Genomic DNA, 15,766 nt, shown 5'->3' on the forward strand with positions numbered 1-15,766 from the left:
TTCACTTCCCCGCTATCTTCACGTTCTCGAACCTTATGAACGGCGTCGTTATGGTGTTCATGAAGGGCATCACGGTCTGCTCCCTGCTTACCTCGCTCGCCTGCCTGAGGAGCTCGTAGACGTTTCCGGCGATGAGGAAGACGCTCGAACCAACCACTTCACCGTCCTCGATGAGGAACGCCGGGTTCGCCGTTACGGCGAAGTTTCCGTTGTCCGGGTTGCTGGAGTGCGCGCCCTGGAAGCCGTCAACGAAGTAGCCGCGCTCGATTTCGGCTATCATGTCCTCAAGGGAGCGCTTGCCCCTCTCTATGACGACGTTGTGGAAGCCTATGTTTATTCCTCCGCTCCTTAAGTCCCTCTTTCCGTTTCCGGTGCTCTCGGTTCCGTAAACCTTCGCCCAGTAGTTGTCCCAGACGAAGCCCTTGAAGGTTCCGTCCTCGATTAGGACGTTCTTCCTCGTCGGAACGCCCTCGCCGTCCGCTATGACTGGCTCAAGCGACAGCTCGTGGAAGGGGTCGTCGTAGAGCGTTATCACGTCGCTCGCAATTCTCTCACCCACCTTGCCGGCCAGAGGCGTTGTTTCCTTGACCAAGCGCTCACCGCTGAAGGCCGGGAGGAGCGCGTAGCTGAAGAGGCCGGCAATTGCCCAAGGACCGAGGATTATCGGAACTTCCTCGTTCCTGCTTGGCTTGACGGTGTAGGCCCACTTGACCTTCTGGACGGCCCTCTCGACAACCCCTTCAACGTCGAGGTTTAGGTCACGCTTCGCGTCGAAGTCGAAGATGCCCGGCGTTACAACGTCGCCCTTCCTGCCGACCAGCTCGACGAAGAAGAACGCCGCGCCGCCCTCCTGGAAGACGTCTATTCCGTGGGAGTTCACTATCTGTCTCTCCTCCCAGCTGACGCCGCCTTCCCCGCCGGCGACGACCACGTGCTCGTCCCTCTCGCGGGCGAGCTTTATGGCCCTGACGAGCATCTCAACGAGAACGTCGGGAGAAGCTTCTTTCAGCTCGTAGTTGGGCTTGGGCTTCTCCCTGTATTGTCCCGGCTCGGGAAGGGAGACCCACTTCTCATCCCTGCTGTTGAGCCTCGCCATCTTCGCGGCCTGCTCTATCGCCTCTCTGACGCGCTTCTCCTCGTCGCTGTCCACTATGGCCAGGCCGAGGCGCTTGTCCTTTATACCGCGGATTACGGTTACGGCACCGCTCCTAACGCCGGTCATGGAAATCTCGTTCAGCTCGACGCTCGCGCTGACCTCCTTCGAGCGGTAAACGGCAATCTCAACCTCATCGAAGAGCTTCTCAGCGTAGCGTATGAGGTTCTCCATCGTCACCACCTCACCCGATGAGAATTCCCCCGTCAAACCTCATGTGCGGGCCACCGGAGCTGACGAAGGCGGTCTGTCCCTTTCCGCAGAAGCCGACCTCGAGGCCGAAGTCCTTGCCGACGGCGCTTATCTTCTTGAGGGCCTCTATCGCAACGCCGGTAATCGAGGTGTCCCTTATCGGTTCCGCTATCTCTCCGTTTCTGATGACGTAGCCCTCCTGGATTCCGACCTGGAAGGCGCTGTTGAGCTGTGCCTGTCCACCGCGGAAGTCAACCACGTAGTAGCCGAACTTGATGTCCTCGATGAGCTCTTCGAAGGAGTGGTCGCCGGGCTCGAAAACCGTGTTGCGCATCCTGATTATCGGCGGGTAGCGGTAGCTCTCGGCCCTCGCGTGGCCGTTGGGTTCCATGCCCCACTTGTGGGCGTACTCGCGGTTGAGCATTATCTCCTTCAGGATTCCGTTCTCGATGATGTGAATGTCCTTAACCGGAACGCCCTCGTCGTCGTACTTGTCGTTTCCGAAGCCACCCTCGACGTAGCGCTCGCTCATCGTGACGTACTCCGGTGCAATCTGCTTGCCTATGAGGTCCTTGAAGGGCGAGTTTATCGTGAGGTCCGCCTCGGCGAGGTGGCCCAAAGCCTCATGAGCGATGATTCCGACGACTATCGGACCGGCCACAATCGGCCACTCACCGCGCTTCGGGGCAACGCCCTTGAGCTGACTGTGCATCTTCCTGAGAAGTCTCTCCTTCACCTTCTCGTTCGGCTCTATCTCGGTCATGAGCTCCCAGCCGTAGTCAACGGCTCCAATGCTGTCCCTCGCCATCGCGAGCTTTCCGTCGGCCTTTCCGGTAACGTAGGCGCCCTGATAGAGGTAGTTGTAGTCCCACTCTATCCTCGTTCCCTCGTTGGTGAGGAGTATCTTCTTCCCCCCACCGTCCTCGTAGCGAATCTGAACGCTCTTAACTGCCTTGTCCTCCTTGAGGAGCTTCTCAAGCTCTCGGAGGTGGGAGACTTTCTCCTCGATGTCCACTTCCCTCGGCTTGACACGCATCTTGCTCTCCACGAAGTCCTCGACCGGCTTTATCTCGGCCAGCTGGATTTTCTCCTTCTTCGTCTGCGCGGCCGCTCTGGCGAGCTTGTATGCCTCTTCAATCTTCTTCTCAAGGTTCTCAAGCTCGCTCGTCGAGGCGAATCCCCAGGCACCGTCCGCCAGAACTCTTATGGCAACGCCCCTGTGGAGCTTGCCGGTAAAGCTCGTGAAGACGCCGTCCTTGAGGCCGAGCGTGGTCTTCCTGAGGTCCTCGTAGCGTAACTCGATGTACTCCGCCTTCAGGTTTTCTTCAGCCCACTTAAGGGCCCTTTCAAGTGCCTCCATGTCCACCACCGTTGACGTTTGTCCAATCCCTTGTGGGATGGACAACTATAAAAGTCTTTTGAGCCTTTCGATGAGGGTCGAAAAGAAGGGATTTGAGCTCCTGTGAGTAAAAAGAATGGGGAAGCGGAATGCACGGGATAACCCGGAGGAATTTAGCATTTGCGGTCTTTTTCATGCTCACCGTTGGGATAGCCCTTGGAATGGCGAAGGGTAACGCTATCTCGGGACTTCTCTTCGGTCTCTGGGCGCTCGTTGCGCTTTACCTCCTCCCCCTGCTCGTGGTAGAGCTCGTCAAACCGAGGTCGGAAAGCCTTGAGGTCGCTCTGTTTTATCTCACGATGGCGGTTTCGGGTTTTCTGCTCGCAAAACTCTTCGGCATATCCCTTGCAGATATCAGGCCAATGCTCTACGGAGCGGTTCTGGGGGCGCTCTTCGGAGCAATAATACACGCAGGCGGGTTTGGGAAGCTGGAGAAGTTCATTGACGAGAAACTCCAGCCGAACATTAAGCCCCGTTCCCGCGGACAGGACGCAGAGAGCCAGTAAAGCTAATTAACCCCAACCTCAAGTTACCTCCATGAAGGCCGAAATCAAGAACCTCATAGACAGGGGCACCTACAGGAAGCTTCCGCTCTTTGAAGGAGAGCTCCCCGAAGGCTCGTACGCCCAGATAGTCGAGGTGAAGCCGGGGCAGACGGTTAAGAAGCACTACCACCTCCACCAGTACGAGCTGTTTTACATAATGGATGGTGAGGCGAGGCTTGGCATCGGCGAGACCGAGTACCTCGCGAGGCCGGGCGACATCTTCCTCGTCAAGCCGAAGACCGTTCACTGGGTAATCAACGAGAAGGACGAGCCCTTCAGGCTCTTCGTTGTGAAGCTCAACTACAAAGGCGACGACTCGGTGTGGCTGGAAGAGTAAAAAGAGGAGTCAGCCAAAGAGGAAGAGGTTCAGGCTCCTCTTCAGCATCTCCTTTTTGTCATCGTCAACGAGGGTTTCCGCCGCCTTGAGGAGGTAGTCTATCCTCCTGTAGGGCTTGTAGGCTTCCGGTGCCTCCCTGCCGAGGTCTAGGAGGCTGTAAACGCCAATCATCGCCGACTTGACGGAGTACTCGACGGTGAAGACGCACTCGCCAGGAACCTCAACGTACTGCCCCATGAGGGCGAGGTTTCCGTAGTTGTCGGGCACCACCGGAGGTCTGTCGCCGGGCTTCCTCGGCATGAAGTGGGCGGTTATGTAGGGCATCATCGCGGTCCTGACGTTTATGACGGTCTCGAGGAGCTCGTCCTTCTTATCGAGCCAGCCGAGGTGATAGAGGAGCTCAAGGAATATCTCCTTCCCAGTGCACTGGCTCATCGGCTTCTTGATGTAGTCACCCTCCCTGTCCACGAAGAGGCCGTAGCCCCAGATTACGGTTACATCCTTAGGCTGGTTTCTGAAGTGGGGTTGCCTGAAGGCCACTATTGACATGAGCCAGGAGGAGTCCTTAAAGGTCACCAGTCCGCCGGTTCCGGTTCTGTTGCCGGTGAACTCCTCGAGCATCTTGAGGAATTTGTCACCCTTGAAGGTTATCGTAAAGGACTCCCACTTGGTCTTGTCAATATCCGAGGCAAACGCATCTGGGTCTCCAAGGGACGGGTCCCTCTTGACGAGGTTCCTCCAGAGCCTCCAGCTGTCGCCTTCGCCCCTGTTGAGAACGGGCGGGTGCTCGAAGTCGCCGTAGGTGGAGTTGTCCACCATCGAGCCGAGGGTTATGAAGACAAGGTCCTTCGGGCTGACCTCTATAACCCCCTCGTGCTGGCCCTTCGTATGGAGCTTGGTGACGTATTTTCTGCCGTCGATTTCTTCGATTTCAACATCAACTACCTTGGTGCCCATGATGAAGTTGACTCCCCTCTCCTGGAGCCACTTCTGAATCGGGAGGATTATTGAATCGTACTGGTTGTAAGGTGTTCTGAGGACGCCCTCGATTCTGTTCATTCCCGGAACGAGGTGCATGAAGCGGAGCATGTAGCGTCTCATCTCGGCAACGCTGTGCCAGGGCTGGAAGGCGAACATCGTCGCCCAGAAGTACCAGAAGTTGGTTTCGAAGAAGTCCTTGGAGAACCATTGCTCGATTGTTATTCCGCCAAGCTGGTCCTCAGGTGTTATGAGGAGCTCGTTCATCTCGTTGAGGTGCCTGAGGGTTAGGCCGTACTTGGAGAAGTCAACCTTTTTGCCCGGAGTCCCGACGAGCCTGCACTTGGAGGAGCCAACGTATTCCTTGTTGAACTCGACAACCTCGTCGAGGATTGTCTTTTCAGGGTCGTCGAGAGAGGGGATGCTTCCAAGCAGGTCCCAGGTCGCTTCGTAGTGCGCCTCGAACATCCTGCCACCGCGGAGGAGGTAGCCGTTCTCAGGGTCTCCAGAGCCGTCCAGACAGCCCCCGTTTACGGGGGTCTTCTCTATGATGTATATGTTCTTTCCTGGCATTCTGGCGTCCCTTATGAGGAAAACCGCCGCCGCGAGGGAGGCTATTCCTCCTCCGACCATGTAGGCCTTCCTCTCCTCGATGTCCGGAACCTTCTTCGGGGTCGTCCTCTTGTAGTTCAGCATATTCCTCACCCAGACATGTCTTGTAGAGACATGTTTGATTTAGACATAGTAGCCAAGTTTAAAAATGTTTCCCAAAAACGTGTAACGGTGGTTTGATGGCCGAAAGAATCATCGGAATTCTCGGCGGGATGGGCCCGCTGGCAACTGCCGAGCTCTTCCGGAGGATAGTTGAGAAAACCCCTGCAAAGAGGGACCAGGAGCACCCGCGTATCATCATCTACAACAACCCGAAAATCCCCGACAGAACAGCCTACATCCTTGGCAGGGGCGAGGACCCGAGGCCCGAGCTGATAGACAGCGCGAAGAAGCTTGAGAGTTGGGGCGCTGATTTTATCATAATGCCCTGCAACACGGCTCACTTCTTCGCCGAGGACATCCAGAAGGCCATACGGATTCCGCTCGTCAACATGGTCGAGGAAACCGCGGAACGCGTGAAGGAGATGGGCCTCAGGAAGGTGGGCCTTCTCGCAACTGACGGGACGATAAAAGGCCTCGTCTACCACCGCGCGCTCCTGAAGAGGGGAATAGCCATCGCGACGCCGGACAGAACCGGGCAGGAGCTTGTGATGGAGGGGATATACAAAGGGGTTAAGGCCGGAAACGTTGCCTACGGGCGGGAACTCCTCCTGCGGGTCGCGAAGAAGCTCGAAAAGAGGGTTGATGGAATAATAGCCGGCTGTACCGAGGTCAGCGTCGCTCTCAAGCCGGACGACCTGAGCGTTCCCCTGATTGACCCGATGGACGTCATAGCCGAGAAATCAGTAAAGCTTGCCCTCGGCCTTGAGGAGCTCAGAGCTCGATGACCATTCCGGCGTGAAGCTTGTGGAAGCGCTCGCCGTAGGCCTTCAGGAACTCTGCCTCCGCCCTCAGACCGGTGCAGTGTCCCGTGTAGACCTCCTCAACGCCGAGCCTCTGAAACGCTTCAACGGTCTTCCTTATCCTCTCCTCGCTCGCTTCAATCAGGTGAAAGCCTCCTATGACCGCCTTAACGCGCTCCTCTCCCGTCAGCCGTATTGCGTGCTTCACTATGCTCACGATTCCCGCGTGACTGCAACCGCTCACAACAACGAGGCCCTTCGGCGTTTTGGCAACGAGGCTCATGTCGTCCCTCAGCTCGTCCCGCACGACCTTTCCGTTCTCGATGGTGTAAACCTCAAGCTCGGCCCTCTCGAAGTCCTCCCTCTCTGCTATCTCGCCGGTTGAGAAGGCGTTCTCCGTTATTGGAAGCGGGTCGGCGGTGAGGTAGAGGTCAGCGAGCTCTTCAATCTCCTCCCGCCTGAAGGGGACGCCGATCTCGCGGAGGTATGGCCTCGTGATGAAGTGCCTTCTGAAAATCGAAGGGTGCGCTACAACCGGAACGCGCCTTCCGATGGCCCTTAAAATTCCCAAGAGCCCGCCGGTGTGGTCGTAGTGGCAGTGGCTCAGGAAGACGTAGTCTATTGAGGTCGGCTCTGTCCCAAGGAGCTTCATGTTGTGGAGTATTGGCTCTGCGCTCTGGCCGGCATCGAAGAGAATTCTCTTCCCATCGGCCTCGATGAGGAAGCTGACGCCGTGCTGTGCAAGAAACGGGCTTTCATAACCCGAGTAGTCCTCGACCAGGACATAAACCCTCAAGGGAACCACCGGGTATAATGGGCACGGGAGCGTTTATGCCTTTCGGCCGAAACCCCTTAAAACCCTCCTCCCAATTTAGGCCGGTGGGAGGAATGGAGATAGGCGTTGTGGGAAAGCCAAACGTCGGAAAGTCGACGTTCTTCTCGGCGGCGACGCTCGTTGACGTTGATATAGCGAACTACCCGTTCACTACCATCGACGCCAACGTTGGGGTCAGCTACGCGATAGCGGAGCACCCCTGCAAAGAGCTCGGCTGTAAGCCGAACCCCCAGAACTACGAGTACCGCGATGGGAAGGCCCTGATTCCGATAAAGATGATTGACGTCGCCGGTCTCGTGCCAGGAGCTCATGAGGGGCGCGGTCTGGGCAACAAGTTCCTCGACGACCTGAGAATGGCCTCGGCGCTGATTCATGTTATAGATGCCACCGGAAAGACCGACGCCGAGGGCCAGCCGACGGATTACCACGACCCGGTTGAGGACATCGAGTTCCTCGAGAGGGAGATAGACTACTGGATTTACGGAATCCTCAAGAAGGGCTGGGAGAAGTTTGCGAAGAGAATTAAACTCCAGCACATGAAATTAGAGCAGGCCATAGCCGACCACCTCTCCGGAATTGGGGTTACCGAGGAGGACGTCTGGGAAGCGATTCACAAGGTGGGCCTTCCGGGCGACCCTACAAAGTGGAGCGACGATGATTTACTCGCATTCGTCCGCGAGCTGAGAAAAATCAACAAGCCGATAATAATAGCCGCCAACAAGGCAGATGCCGCCACAGACGAGCAAATCAAGAGGCTCATCGAGGAGGGAAAGAATAGGGGTTACATCGTCGTTCCCACTTCAGCGGCAGCAGAGCTGACCCTCAGGAAGGCGGCAAAGGCCGGCTTCATCGAGTACATTCCGGGCTCAAGCGACTTCAAAATCGTCAAGAAAATGAATCCCAAGCAGGAGAAGGCCCTGGAGCTCATCAGGGAGAAGGTCCTTAAGAGGTTCGGCTCGACCGGCGTTCAGGAGGTTATAAACCGGGCGGTTTTCGAGTTGCTGAATCTAATTCCGGTTTACCCGGTTCAGGACGAGAACAAGCTCACCGACCAGTTCGGCAACGTCTTGCCCCACGTCTACCTGCTCCCGAAGGGTTCAACGCCGAGGGATTTGGCGTATAAGGTCCACACCGACCTCGGAAGGACTTTCCTCTACGCGGTAAACGCAAGAACGAAGAGGCGCGTCGGGGAGGACTACGAGCTTGGGTTCAACGGCATAATCAAGATAGTCGCGACGGCCAAGTGAGGAACGGACCTTAGGTCAGCTTTTTTCGTTCTTCTCTTTTCTCATGGCTTCCCTTATGAGCTCCTGGTAGAGCCTCGGCTCCACATCGTCCTCACTCAGGCCGAGGAGCTTTGCCACTTCCCAGATTTTCCTCTTCGCTTCCTCAACGTCATCGGAGATGACCTCTATGTCGAGGAAACCGCCGAGGTCTTCAACGTCGTTGAGCTCGAAGGTGACATCGTCCAGCCGATAGACGAGTCTCCTCTTCCTCACGACGATGTCTTTCTCGAAGCCGAGGCGCTTGAGAATCTCAACGGTTGCCTCAAAGTCCGAGACCTCAACTTCAAGCTCGTCGAACTCCTCGTTCCTGCCCAAATCCCTGATTTCCTTGTATGTGAGAAAGGCCTTCCCGAGGTTTTCAATTTTTCTCACGCGGAGAAGCTTTGGGAGGGGTAGGGAGAAATAAACGTCCTCCTGGAGCTCCTCCCTGACGAAGAGGGCCCCAAGGGACTCGATTTTCCGCTTCGTCGCCTCGAAGTCAACCCTGAACTTCACCTCAACTTCCATCTCAGACCCTCACGAGGAAGCCCACGAGGTCCTTGCCCTTGACGAAGTCCTGGAGGGGGATAACCTCCACGCGCTTCAAGGTTGGCAGAACCTTTATTGTCTCGTCTATGAACTTGTTGAGCTTGTCCTCGTTCTCCTCACCGACGAGGGCAACGACGCTGTCCTTACCGCTTCTCGCGACCGCGAGAACGTTGGGGAGAATAGAGAGGGTCTTCATAATGTAGCTGATGTACTTCTCAAGGAAGTCCTCGATGATTGGCGTCTCGGCCTGAATGTAAATCAGGGCGACGGCCTTGGGGCGAAGCGAATCACCCAGAATGATGGTGTACCTCTCGATTACACCCCGTTCCAGGAGCTTCTTGATTCTAAAGTGTATCGTTGATTCCGGCCGATTTAACCTCTCCGCTATCTCGGAGATGGTTAAACGAGCGTCCTCCTTGAGGAGTCTGAGTATAGCCCTATCAAGGTCATCTAGCTGTACCATGGGGAATCCCCCAGCGCTGGTAAATATCGTTGTTAATTTCCAGAATATCTAAGATTTTGCCGATTATAAAGTTTATTATATCATCTACAGTTTTGGGCTTTGTGTAAAATCCAGGCGATGCAGGCATTACAATTGCTCCCGCCCGGGTCACGCGAAGCATGTTTTCGATATGGATGGCGTTGAGGGGAGTTTCTCGTATAAGGAGCACGAGTTTTCGCCTCTCCTTTAGAGCGACATCGGCGGTTCTGGTTATCAAATTGTCTGCGTAGCCGTTGGCTATCGCCGAGAGGGTCTTCATCGAGCAGGGGGCGATTACCATCGCGTCAAACGGGTAGGAACCGGAGGCGGTGGGTGCGAAGAGGTTGTCCTCGGGATAATCCGGCTTTAAGTCAACGCCGAGCTCGTGTCGGGCAACCTTTATTCCGGTCTCCGTTGCGAGAAGAATGACCTCGTGACCAAGTTCACGAAGAACCTCAACGAGCCTTATTCCATACACTGCCCCACTTGCACCGGTTATTGCAACCACTAACCTCATGGCATCACCGGTATGGCTTCCCCGCTATCTTTTTATACCTTTTTGGCCGAAAAACATCGAAGTGCCATGAAGATACATCCCGTTCTCATTGAGAGCGCCCTTGAGATAGCTGAGAAACTCGACGCCAAGGCCCTTGTGATAATGGAAGAGATAGAGGAAGAGAAGATACCCGAGACCAGCCTGCCCGTTGTCCTCGTTGGCTCGTCCTTCGACGTCGAGGACGAGAAGGTAAAGAGGGTATCCATCCCCCAGAACCTCGACCTCAACAACGTGCTCAACCTCATCTCCGCGTTTCTCCTGGAGCACAACATCGTCAGCGAAGGAGATTCCTTCGTCTACGTTACCGAGGACGCGATAGGCATCAAGACCGTTAAGAAGGGAATCTCCGCCATGAAGAGCTTCTTCGCCCAGAACCAGAGCGTCCTTCAGAGAATGCTGGAGATTGCCATAGAGCTCAGCATCGAGGGCAGGGAAGGAACGCCGGTTGGAACGATATTCGTCATCGGAGATACGAGGAGGGTTCTAAAGCACTCACACCAGCTCATTCCCAATCCATTCAAAGGACACAAAATAAACGTCCTTGACAGGGACAGCAAGGAGATAATAAAGGAGTTCGCCCAGCTCGACGGTGCCTTTGTGATAAGGGAAGACGGACGGATAGTATCGGCAGGCAGGTACCTTGAAGTCGAGCCGAAGGTCATTGATTTGATGCTCCCGCCGGGCCTGGGAAGCAGGCACATCGCGGCGGCGGGGATAACCAAGCTCACGAAGGCGATGGCAATAAGCCTCTCGGAGAGTGGAACGATAAGGATTTTCAAGAACGGCCTCATGCTCCTTGAGTACAATCCGAGGCTGAGGTACTGAAGCAGAAAAGAAAGGGTCAGACGTTGAAAATCCTTATGGTGTTCGTTCCCGCGGTCCTTCCTATCGGCGTTCCCTTGGTCAGCAGGACGGTGTCGCCCTCGCTCACGAGTCCGAGGCCCGTTATGAGACGGATTATCTCCCTTTCGCTCGTTTCTTCCACCTTGAACGGGTAGACTCCGTAGGAGAACATAAGTGTGTTCCTAACCCAGTCATTGGTAACGAAGGCCAGAATCCACTGCTTCGGCTTGAACCTTGCTATGAGCCTCGCGGTCTGTCCGGTTCTGGTTGGCGTGAGTATGTACTTGATGTCAATCGAGTTGAGGGCCTCTATGATGCTCCTCGCTATCGCGTCCTTTATCGTTCCCTTCGTCGGCCCGCGACCCTTCCACTCGTTCATCTTCCACTCGACCGTTCTGCTTGTCCAGAGACTGTCACGGTAGGCCTCGGTGGTCTTGGCTATCTTTGCCATCATCCTGACAGCGTCAACAGGGTACTTTCCGACCGCGGTTTCCTCGGAGAGCATAACCGCGTCGGTTCCGTCGAGAATGGCGTTGGCGACGTCGGTGACTTCAGCCCTAGTGGGGAGCTTCTCGTGCGTCATGCTTTCGAGCATCTGGGTGGCCGTTACAACGGGCTTGCCGGCGCAGTTGGCCTTCTTGATGAGCTTCTTCTGGAGTATCGGGAGCTTTTCAATGGGCATCTCGACTCCAAGGTCGCCCCTCGCTATCATCACGCCGTCGGAGGCGTTAAGAATCTCGTCGAAGTTCCTGACCGCGTCGGGGCGCTCTATCTTCGCGATGAGGAACAGCTTTCCGTGGTGAGAGTCAACGAAGCGCCTGACCTTGAGGACGTCGTAGGCCGAGCCCACGAAGCTTATTCCTACGGCATCGATGCCGACCTCAAGGGAGAACTCGACGAACTCCAAGTCCTTCTCGGTCACTGCATCTATCGCCAGCCTCGCCTTCGGGACGTTTATGCCCTTGTGGGAGAACAGTGTACCTCCAACGAGAACCTTACAGATAACGTCCTGACCCCTGACTTCCTCAACGCGGAGCGCTATGAAGCCGTCGCTGAGGTAAATCACGTCACCCTTGGAGACCATTCTCGGGAAGTCCTTGAACTCGACCGGAATCACCGCCTCGTTTCCAACGACGTCCCTCGTGGTCAGCGTTATCGTCTGCCAGCGCCTCAGGTTGACGGAACCGCCCTCTATTTCTCCAACGCGAATCTTGACACCGGGCAGGTCGCCGAGTATCGCAACGGGCCTGTCAAGTTTCTCCGAAACCTTCCTGACGAGCTTTACAGCTTTCTCGTGCTGTTCGAGTGTTCCGTGGGCGAAGTTGAGCCTCGCGACGCTCATGCCCGCGCGGACCATTGCAGAAACGGTTTTCTCCTTGAGCGAAGCCGGTCCAAGTGTCGCTATAATCTTCGTCTTCTGCCCCGGAAGTCTCATGCTACCACCTAATGGGGGACTACGCGCTCCCGCTAAAAAACGTTTCCCGCGGAAAGTTTATTAATTAGGGCACCCTAAAAGCTCCGGTGGTTTCATGGGGTTCCTTGAAGTTGAGGTTTACGACGAAGAGGGTCGAAAGGTCAGGCTCGGGGACATCGTAATGGGCAGGTGGACGGTTCTCTACGTTTACCCGAAGGACAACACCCCCGGCTGTACGACCGAGGCGAAGGAGTTCACGGAGTTGCTCCCCGAGTTCGAGAAGCTCGGCTTTCAGGTGGTTGGGGTCTCCAAGGACTCCGTTGAGAGCCACAGGCGCTTCAAGGAGAAGCACGGGCTAAAGGTGAAGCTCCTGAGCGACCCGGAGGTTCAGCTCATCAAGGCCCTCGGCGCATGGGGCAAGAAGAAACGCTACGGAAAGGAGTACGAGGGAGTCATAAGGAGCACGTTCATCATAAACCCCGATGGAGAAATCGTGTGGGAGAAGCGCAACGTCCGGGCAAAGGGGCACGCCGAAAGGGTGCTTAAGGTCGCCCGGGAGTTGAGGGAGTGAACTCCCCGACCGTTTCTTCAAGTTTTTTCATACAGGAACGGCAGAACACGGCGGGTCTTGAGTCCCATTCTGCCATTGTCGCCGGCGGGTTCATGACGCAGGGGTTGGAGCAGTGTTCGAGGCCGAAGGCGTGACCGACCTCGTGAAGGATACCCTTGAGAAGGCGCCCCTTGAAGGTCTCAATCTCGCGCGAGAGTATTCTACGGGCGAGACGCTTGACTTCGTCCTCCACGTGGGGGCTCTCAAGGGTCCTCAGAGTCATCCTCAGAACGTCCGACTCGAAGGGCCTCATGGAGAGAACCATTATCCTCCTTCCAACTCTTTCCGTCTGGAACCCGAGGAAGCTCTCGTAGAAATCAAAGTAGCGGTTCCTTGACGCGAGCGGGAAGCTAATCAGGCCAAGGATTTTGTTCATCTCTATCTCATCGTTCTTCTCGAGCTCAACCTTGAGGCGGTAGTCGAGAAAGTCAACGAGGACTTCGAGCGGGTAAAGCCTCACCGTGCCCTCCGGTGTTTTAACGTTTATCAGGTAGCCCGGCTCGAGGGTCAGGCTGTCGAGGTAGACAAACCTCACGCCCAGTCCCCAGTCGTCAAAGAGCCTGTTGGCCTCGTCAACGACCTCGAACATCGCGTCCCGTAGGGTGTCTTCGAGGAAGTTCGTGACGTATGTGAAACCGATGAACTCCATAGTCTACCCTCGCTCAGACTTAGGGATGGCTGGATTTATAAGCGTTCTTTAGAGCGTTGAACCATGATGCTTTTAAGGCACCACCGCGAGTGAATACATGGGCGATGGCGTCCGCCCTGGGCTTCGAGCCCGAACCGCCCGAAGGGGCTGATGACGCCTGTTCTCCACGGGAGGTGAGAGAATGGGCTCGAAGCTTTACGAAATCGGACGTTACGTTGACGTTGATGCCGTCCTACGATACGTTAAGGAGAGGCGACACGAGGATGGCGGTTACTGCTTCGTTAGCGTTCTCGACGATACCAACGTGAACGATACCTACTACGCGATTAAAATCTACAACCTCCTCGGCATCGAGTTCCCGGAACCGGAGAAAACCATTGAGTTCCTGAGCAACGCCATCCAGCCCCAGACTGCAGTCGTGGCAATAGCGATGGCGCTCGAAGGTCTCGCCCTGCTCGGAGCCAAGGACGTCGCAAGGGAGAAGAGCGACATAGTTTTCACCAAGTACAACCCCGCGGAAGGCAAGTTCGCGGTCGGACTCGGTGGGAGCGAGGAGTTCGGAACGGCGACACCGCTCGAAGCCACCTACTGGGTCACCAAGGCCTTCAACCAGATTGGCTTAAAGTTCGATTCCACCGAAAAGGACGCGATTAGGGCCTTCGTGATGAAGTTCCGCAACGGTAACGGCTACGGCGTCAAGCAACCGACTACGACCATGACCTACCAGGCGCTCTTCACGCTCTACACCCTTGGCTACCGCCCGCCCAAGAGCCCCCACTTCAGGAACTGTGAGCTCTGCGGTGACTGGGGTGGGTTCACAGAGGTGCCTTACAGCCTTCCGCCGTACCTTGAGCCGACGTTCTACGCAACGAGGGGCCTTGAGCTTCAGAACGAGACACCCACCTGTCCGAGGAGGCACGTCTGGTTCATCCGCCAGCTCCAGAACCCCAACGGTGGCTTCAGGAGGAGCCTTGAACTCGGCATCTCGAACTTCCAGAACACCTACCGCGCGCTGGCGGTCGTTGATTCGATGATGCGTTACCTTTAGTGGAGCCTATGGACGTTATAGAGGCCGAATTCAGGAGGGCAATGGAGGAACCGGGTTGTCCGGTCTGCAGGTTAGTCGAGAAGTTCGAGGATGAAGAGATTGAGACCATACTCTACGAGCACCCCAATGACCCGGCCGTCAGGAAGGCCTTTCGAGGGAGCGGGGGCCTCTGCAGGAGGCACGCCTGGAAGGTCCTCCGGCTGGCCCTCTCCAATCCCCTTCTTGGCCCCCACGGGGTTTCCGTCATTTACGAGGACGTTCTTGAGAGCTACCTGCGCGGGGAGGATGAAACCGAGGAGTGTCTCCTCTGCAGGCTCACGGCAGAGAAAGAGCGAATCCTAATCGAATCCCTCGCTGACAGGCTCCCGAACCTCATCGAAGCCTACGAGAACTCGCCCGCAATCCTCTGCAGGAGACATTACGAGGAAGTTCTAAGGAGGATTACCGACGAAAGCCTAAGGAGAAAGTTCTCAGAGGTTCAGAGGAGAAAGCTCGAAGGGCTGAGGGAGAGGCTTGAAGGACTCATAGAGAGCTTTGACTACCGGGCCAAAAGAAAACCAACGGAGGCAGAGAGGAGGGCGATACTTGAAGCAGTGGAATTCCTTGCCGGTAGAGAAGTCGGCCCAGAACGCGGGCGGAAGGAGAGGAGGGAGAAACGTTGGCCGTTGAGATTGAGGTGAGTGGTGAAGAACTTGATAGAATCAGGCGAAACCGGAAGGAGATTGAAGAGAGGCTGAGGGATGTAGAGGGCCTTGAAAGAACACTGAAAGCCCTAAAGCTCAGGCTCCTCCTCGAGAGGAGGGAGAGACTGCTCAGGAAGCTTGAAGAGATGGAAACCAACTACCGGGAGCTCGTCGAGTTTGAGAAGAAGGCGAAAGAGGACCGGAGTTACATGCTTGAGCTGAGAAACGAGCTGAGCAGGGAAAACGCGGAGCTCAGAAAGCGCCTGGGGGATATGCGATGAAGGTCACGGTATGGGCCAAGGGCAGGTGGAGGAAAGTTCATTTCAACGTCCCCGACGAGCTCTGGAAGAGAATCGAGGAGACCTGCAGAAGGAACGGTTTCCGAACGGAGGAGGCCCTAAGGATAATACTCCTTGACGGCTATCTCGATGAAGAGGTTGACAAGGAAGAACTCGCGAGACTGGAGGAGGAGATAAACAGGCTCGAAGAAAGGCTTTACGAGCTTGAGGGACACTGGTCCCCCCTGAAGTTCAGGACGTACTACTCCGCCCTGGACAACCAGAACCTCGCCATAACTCTTTCCGGGCTGATAGCTGAGAACAAAAGGCTAAGGAAGATGCTGGGCCTCAAGGAGAGGGACTTCTCAAAGGCAGAAGGGCTGATCCACTACTACATGTCCTACGCGTTCGGAGATGAGAAAACCGAAAAGTTTTAA

19 protein-coding genes and 1 riboswitch are annotated in these 15,766 nt (G+C 55.8%); of the genes, 10 read left to right on the forward strand and 9 right to left on the reverse strand.

Going from position 1 to position 15,766, the window contains the following annotated elements:
- Window position 1: 1 nt before the first annotated feature.
- Entirely contained in the window at window positions 2–1,327 is a 1,326-nt protein-coding gene (locus E3E28_RS10040; protein ID WP_167915415.1) for a TldD/PmbA family protein, read from the reverse strand.
- A gap of 10 nt (window positions 1,328–1,337) precedes the next feature.
- Window positions 1,338–2,705 carry a TldD/PmbA family protein gene (locus E3E28_RS10045; RefSeq protein ID WP_167915416.1) on the reverse strand — a complete coding sequence of 456 codons (1,368 nt, stop codon included), beginning with the start codon at window positions 2,703–2,705 and terminating at the stop codon, window positions 1,338–1,340.
- 173 nt (window positions 2,706–2,878) lie between these two features.
- Between E3E28_RS10045 and E3E28_RS10050 the strand changes: the two genes are divergently transcribed.
- Together E3E28_RS10050 and E3E28_RS10055 are read left to right on the forward strand one after the other, a co-directional pair.
- Complete coding sequence (locus tag E3E28_RS10050) at window positions 2,879–3,250, forward strand: hypothetical protein (protein WP_167914968.1); 372 nt, start codon at window positions 2,879–2,881, stop codon at window positions 3,248–3,250.
- Between the two features lie 31 nt (window positions 3,251–3,281).
- Window positions 3,282–3,626: a cupin domain-containing protein gene (locus E3E28_RS10055; RefSeq protein ID WP_167914969.1), complete on the forward strand. Its 345-nt coding sequence runs from the start codon at window positions 3,282–3,284 to the stop codon at window positions 3,624–3,626.
- Between the two features lie 9 nt (window positions 3,627–3,635).
- On the opposite strand, the gene E3E28_RS10060 is transcribed toward E3E28_RS10055, so the two are convergent.
- A complete protein-coding gene (locus E3E28_RS10060) occupies window positions 3,636–5,300 on the reverse strand; it encodes an oleate hydratase (RefSeq protein WP_167914970.1) in 1,665 nt (554 codons plus the stop codon).
- Between the two features lie 95 nt (window positions 5,301–5,395).
- Between E3E28_RS10060 and E3E28_RS10065 the strand changes: the two genes are divergently transcribed.
- Window positions 5,396–6,103 carry an aspartate racemase gene (locus tag E3E28_RS10065; protein ID WP_167914971.1) on the forward strand — a complete coding sequence of 236 codons (708 nt, stop codon included), beginning with the start codon at window positions 5,396–5,398 and terminating at the stop codon, window positions 6,101–6,103.
- Here E3E28_RS10065 and E3E28_RS10070 read toward each other — a convergent pair.
- Complete coding sequence (locus tag E3E28_RS10070) at window positions 6,090–6,923, reverse strand: MBL fold metallo-hydrolase (RefSeq protein WP_167914972.1); 834 nt, start codon at window positions 6,921–6,923, stop codon at window positions 6,090–6,092. The genes E3E28_RS10065 and E3E28_RS10070 overlap by 14 nt on opposite strands.
- 83 nt (window positions 6,924–7,006) lie before the next feature.
- On the opposite strand from E3E28_RS10070, the gene E3E28_RS10075 reads away from it, so the two are divergent.
- Window positions 7,007–8,200, forward strand: a complete 1,194-nt coding sequence (locus E3E28_RS10075; RefSeq protein WP_167915417.1) for a redox-regulated ATPase YchF — start codon at window positions 7,007–7,009, stop codon at window positions 8,198–8,200.
- 15 nt (window positions 8,201–8,215) lie between these two features.
- On the opposite strand, the gene cyaB is transcribed toward E3E28_RS10075, so the two are convergent.
- The 3 genes from cyaB to E3E28_RS10090 are packed head-to-tail and all read right to left on the reverse strand — an operon-like array spanning window position 8,216 to window position 9,765.
- Complete coding sequence (gene cyaB / locus E3E28_RS10080; protein WP_167914973.1) at window positions 8,216–8,746, reverse strand: class IV adenylate cyclase; 531 nt, start codon at window positions 8,744–8,746, stop codon at window positions 8,216–8,218.
- Between the two features lies 1 nt (window position 8,747).
- On the reverse strand, window positions 8,748–9,230 hold the full coding sequence (locus E3E28_RS10085; protein ID WP_167914974.1) for an Lrp/AsnC family transcriptional regulator: 483 nt from the start codon (window positions 9,228–9,230) through the stop codon (window positions 8,748–8,750).
- Window positions 9,214–9,765, reverse strand: coding sequence for a UbiX family flavin prenyltransferase (locus E3E28_RS10090; RefSeq protein ID WP_167914975.1), 552 nt, complete (start codon window positions 9,763–9,765; stop codon window positions 9,214–9,216). The genes E3E28_RS10085 and E3E28_RS10090 overlap by 17 nt, the downstream gene beginning before the upstream one ends.
- A gap of 66 nt (window positions 9,766–9,831) precedes the next feature.
- Here E3E28_RS10090 and E3E28_RS10095 point away from each other — a divergent pair, with 66 nt between their 5' ends.
- Window positions 9,832–10,629: a diadenylate cyclase gene (locus E3E28_RS10095; RefSeq protein ID WP_167914976.1), complete on the forward strand. Its 798-nt coding sequence runs from the start codon at window positions 9,832–9,834 to the stop codon at window positions 10,627–10,629.
- A gap of 16 nt (window positions 10,630–10,645) precedes the next feature.
- Here E3E28_RS10095 and pyk read toward each other — a convergent pair whose 3' ends face one another.
- Window positions 10,646–12,082 carry a pyruvate kinase gene (gene pyk, locus E3E28_RS10100; protein WP_167914977.1) on the reverse strand — a complete coding sequence of 479 codons (1,437 nt, stop codon included), beginning with the start codon at window positions 12,080–12,082 and terminating at the stop codon, window positions 10,646–10,648.
- A gap of 94 nt (window positions 12,083–12,176) precedes the next feature.
- Between pyk and E3E28_RS10105 the strand changes: the two genes are divergently transcribed.
- Window positions 12,177–12,632, forward strand: coding sequence for a peroxiredoxin (locus E3E28_RS10105; protein ID WP_167914978.1), 456 nt, complete (start codon window positions 12,177–12,179; stop codon window positions 12,630–12,632).
- On the opposite strand, the gene E3E28_RS10110 is transcribed toward E3E28_RS10105, so the two are convergent.
- Entirely contained in the window at window positions 12,604–13,320 is a 717-nt protein-coding gene (locus E3E28_RS10110; protein ID WP_167914979.1) for a peptidase M54, read from the reverse strand. The genes E3E28_RS10105 and E3E28_RS10110 overlap by 29 nt on opposite strands.
- Window positions 13,321–13,411: 91 nt before the next feature.
- A riboswitch (Fluoride riboswitch) is annotated at window positions 13,412–13,487 on the forward strand.
- 14 nt (window positions 13,488–13,501) lie between these two features.
- Here E3E28_RS10110 and E3E28_RS10115 point away from each other — a divergent pair.
- The 4 genes from E3E28_RS10115 to E3E28_RS10130 are packed head-to-tail and all read left to right on the forward strand — an operon-like array spanning window position 13,502 to window position 15,766.
- Complete coding sequence (locus E3E28_RS10115; protein WP_167914980.1) at window positions 13,502–14,368, forward strand: hypothetical protein; 867 nt, start codon at window positions 13,502–13,504, stop codon at window positions 14,366–14,368.
- 8 nt (window positions 14,369–14,376) lie between these two features.
- A complete protein-coding gene (locus E3E28_RS10120) occupies window positions 14,377–15,048 on the forward strand; it encodes a DUF6062 family protein (RefSeq protein ID WP_167915419.1) in 672 nt (223 codons plus the stop codon).
- Entirely contained in the window at window positions 15,027–15,332 is a 306-nt protein-coding gene (locus E3E28_RS10125; protein ID WP_206203825.1) for a hypothetical protein, read from the forward strand. Before E3E28_RS10120 ends, E3E28_RS10125 begins: the two co-directional genes overlap by 22 nt.
- The gene (locus E3E28_RS10130; protein ID WP_167914981.1) at window positions 15,329–15,766 is read left to right on the forward strand and encodes a hypothetical protein; all 438 of its coding nucleotides are present in this window, start codon (window positions 15,329–15,331) and stop codon (window positions 15,764–15,766) included. Before E3E28_RS10125 ends, E3E28_RS10130 begins: the two co-directional genes overlap by 4 nt.

The organism is Thermococcus sp. 21S9 (assembly GCF_012027635.1).
Lineage (GTDB): Archaea > Methanobacteriota_B > Thermococci > Thermococcales > Thermococcaceae > Thermococcus.

Bases quoted from the DNA above. Each gene is read 5' to 3' on its own strand.
- E3E28_RS10065 (WP_167914971.1), top strand. From the start codon at position 5,396: ATGGCCGAAAGAATCATCGGAATTCTCGGCGGGATGGGCCCGCTGGCA.
- E3E28_RS10085 (WP_167914974.1), bottom strand. From the start codon at position 9,230: ATGGTACAGCTAGATGACCTTGATAGGGCTATACTCAGACTCCTCAAG.
- E3E28_RS10075 (WP_167915417.1), top strand. From the start codon at position 7,007: ATGGAGATAGGCGTTGTGGGAAAGCCAAACGTCGGAAAGTCGACGTTC.
- pyk (WP_167914977.1), bottom strand. From the start codon at position 12,082: ATGAGACTTCCGGGGCAGAAGACGAAGATTATAGCGACACTTGGACCG.
- E3E28_RS10040 (WP_167915415.1), bottom strand. From the start codon at position 1,327: ATGGAGAACCTCATACGCTACGCTGAGAAGCTCTTCGATGAGGTTGAG.
- E3E28_RS10045 (WP_167915416.1), bottom strand. From the start codon at position 2,705: ATGGAGGCACTTGAAAGGGCCCTTAAGTGGGCTGAAGAAAACCTGAAG.
- E3E28_RS10110 (WP_167914979.1), bottom strand. From the start codon at position 13,320: ATGGAGTTCATCGGTTTCACATACGTCACGAACTTCCTCGAAGACACC.
- E3E28_RS10090 (WP_167914975.1), bottom strand. From the start codon at position 9,765: ATGAGGTTAGTGGTTGCAATAACCGGTGCAAGTGGGGCAGTGTATGGA.
- E3E28_RS10120 (WP_167915419.1), top strand. From the start codon at position 14,377: ATGGACGTTATAGAGGCCGAATTCAGGAGGGCAATGGAGGAACCGGGT.
- E3E28_RS10060 (WP_167914970.1), bottom strand. From the start codon at position 5,300: ATGCTGAACTACAAGAGGACGACCCCGAAGAAGGTTCCGGACATCGAG.
- E3E28_RS10115 (WP_167914980.1), top strand. From the start codon at position 13,502: ATGGGCTCGAAGCTTTACGAAATCGGACGTTACGTTGACGTTGATGCC.
- E3E28_RS10105 (WP_167914978.1), top strand. From the start codon at position 12,177: ATGGGGTTCCTTGAAGTTGAGGTTTACGACGAAGAGGGTCGAAAGGTC.
- E3E28_RS10095 (WP_167914976.1), top strand. From the start codon at position 9,832: ATGAAGATACATCCCGTTCTCATTGAGAGCGCCCTTGAGATAGCTGAG.
- E3E28_RS10055 (WP_167914969.1), top strand. From the start codon at position 3,282: ATGAAGGCCGAAATCAAGAACCTCATAGACAGGGGCACCTACAGGAAG.
- cyaB (WP_167914973.1), bottom strand. From the start codon at position 8,746: ATGGAAGTTGAGGTGAAGTTCAGGGTTGACTTCGAGGCGACGAAGCGG.
- E3E28_RS10050 (WP_167914968.1), top strand. From the start codon at position 2,879: ATGCTCACCGTTGGGATAGCCCTTGGAATGGCGAAGGGTAACGCTATC.
- E3E28_RS10130 (WP_167914981.1), top strand. From the start codon at position 15,329: ATGAAGGTCACGGTATGGGCCAAGGGCAGGTGGAGGAAAGTTCATTTC.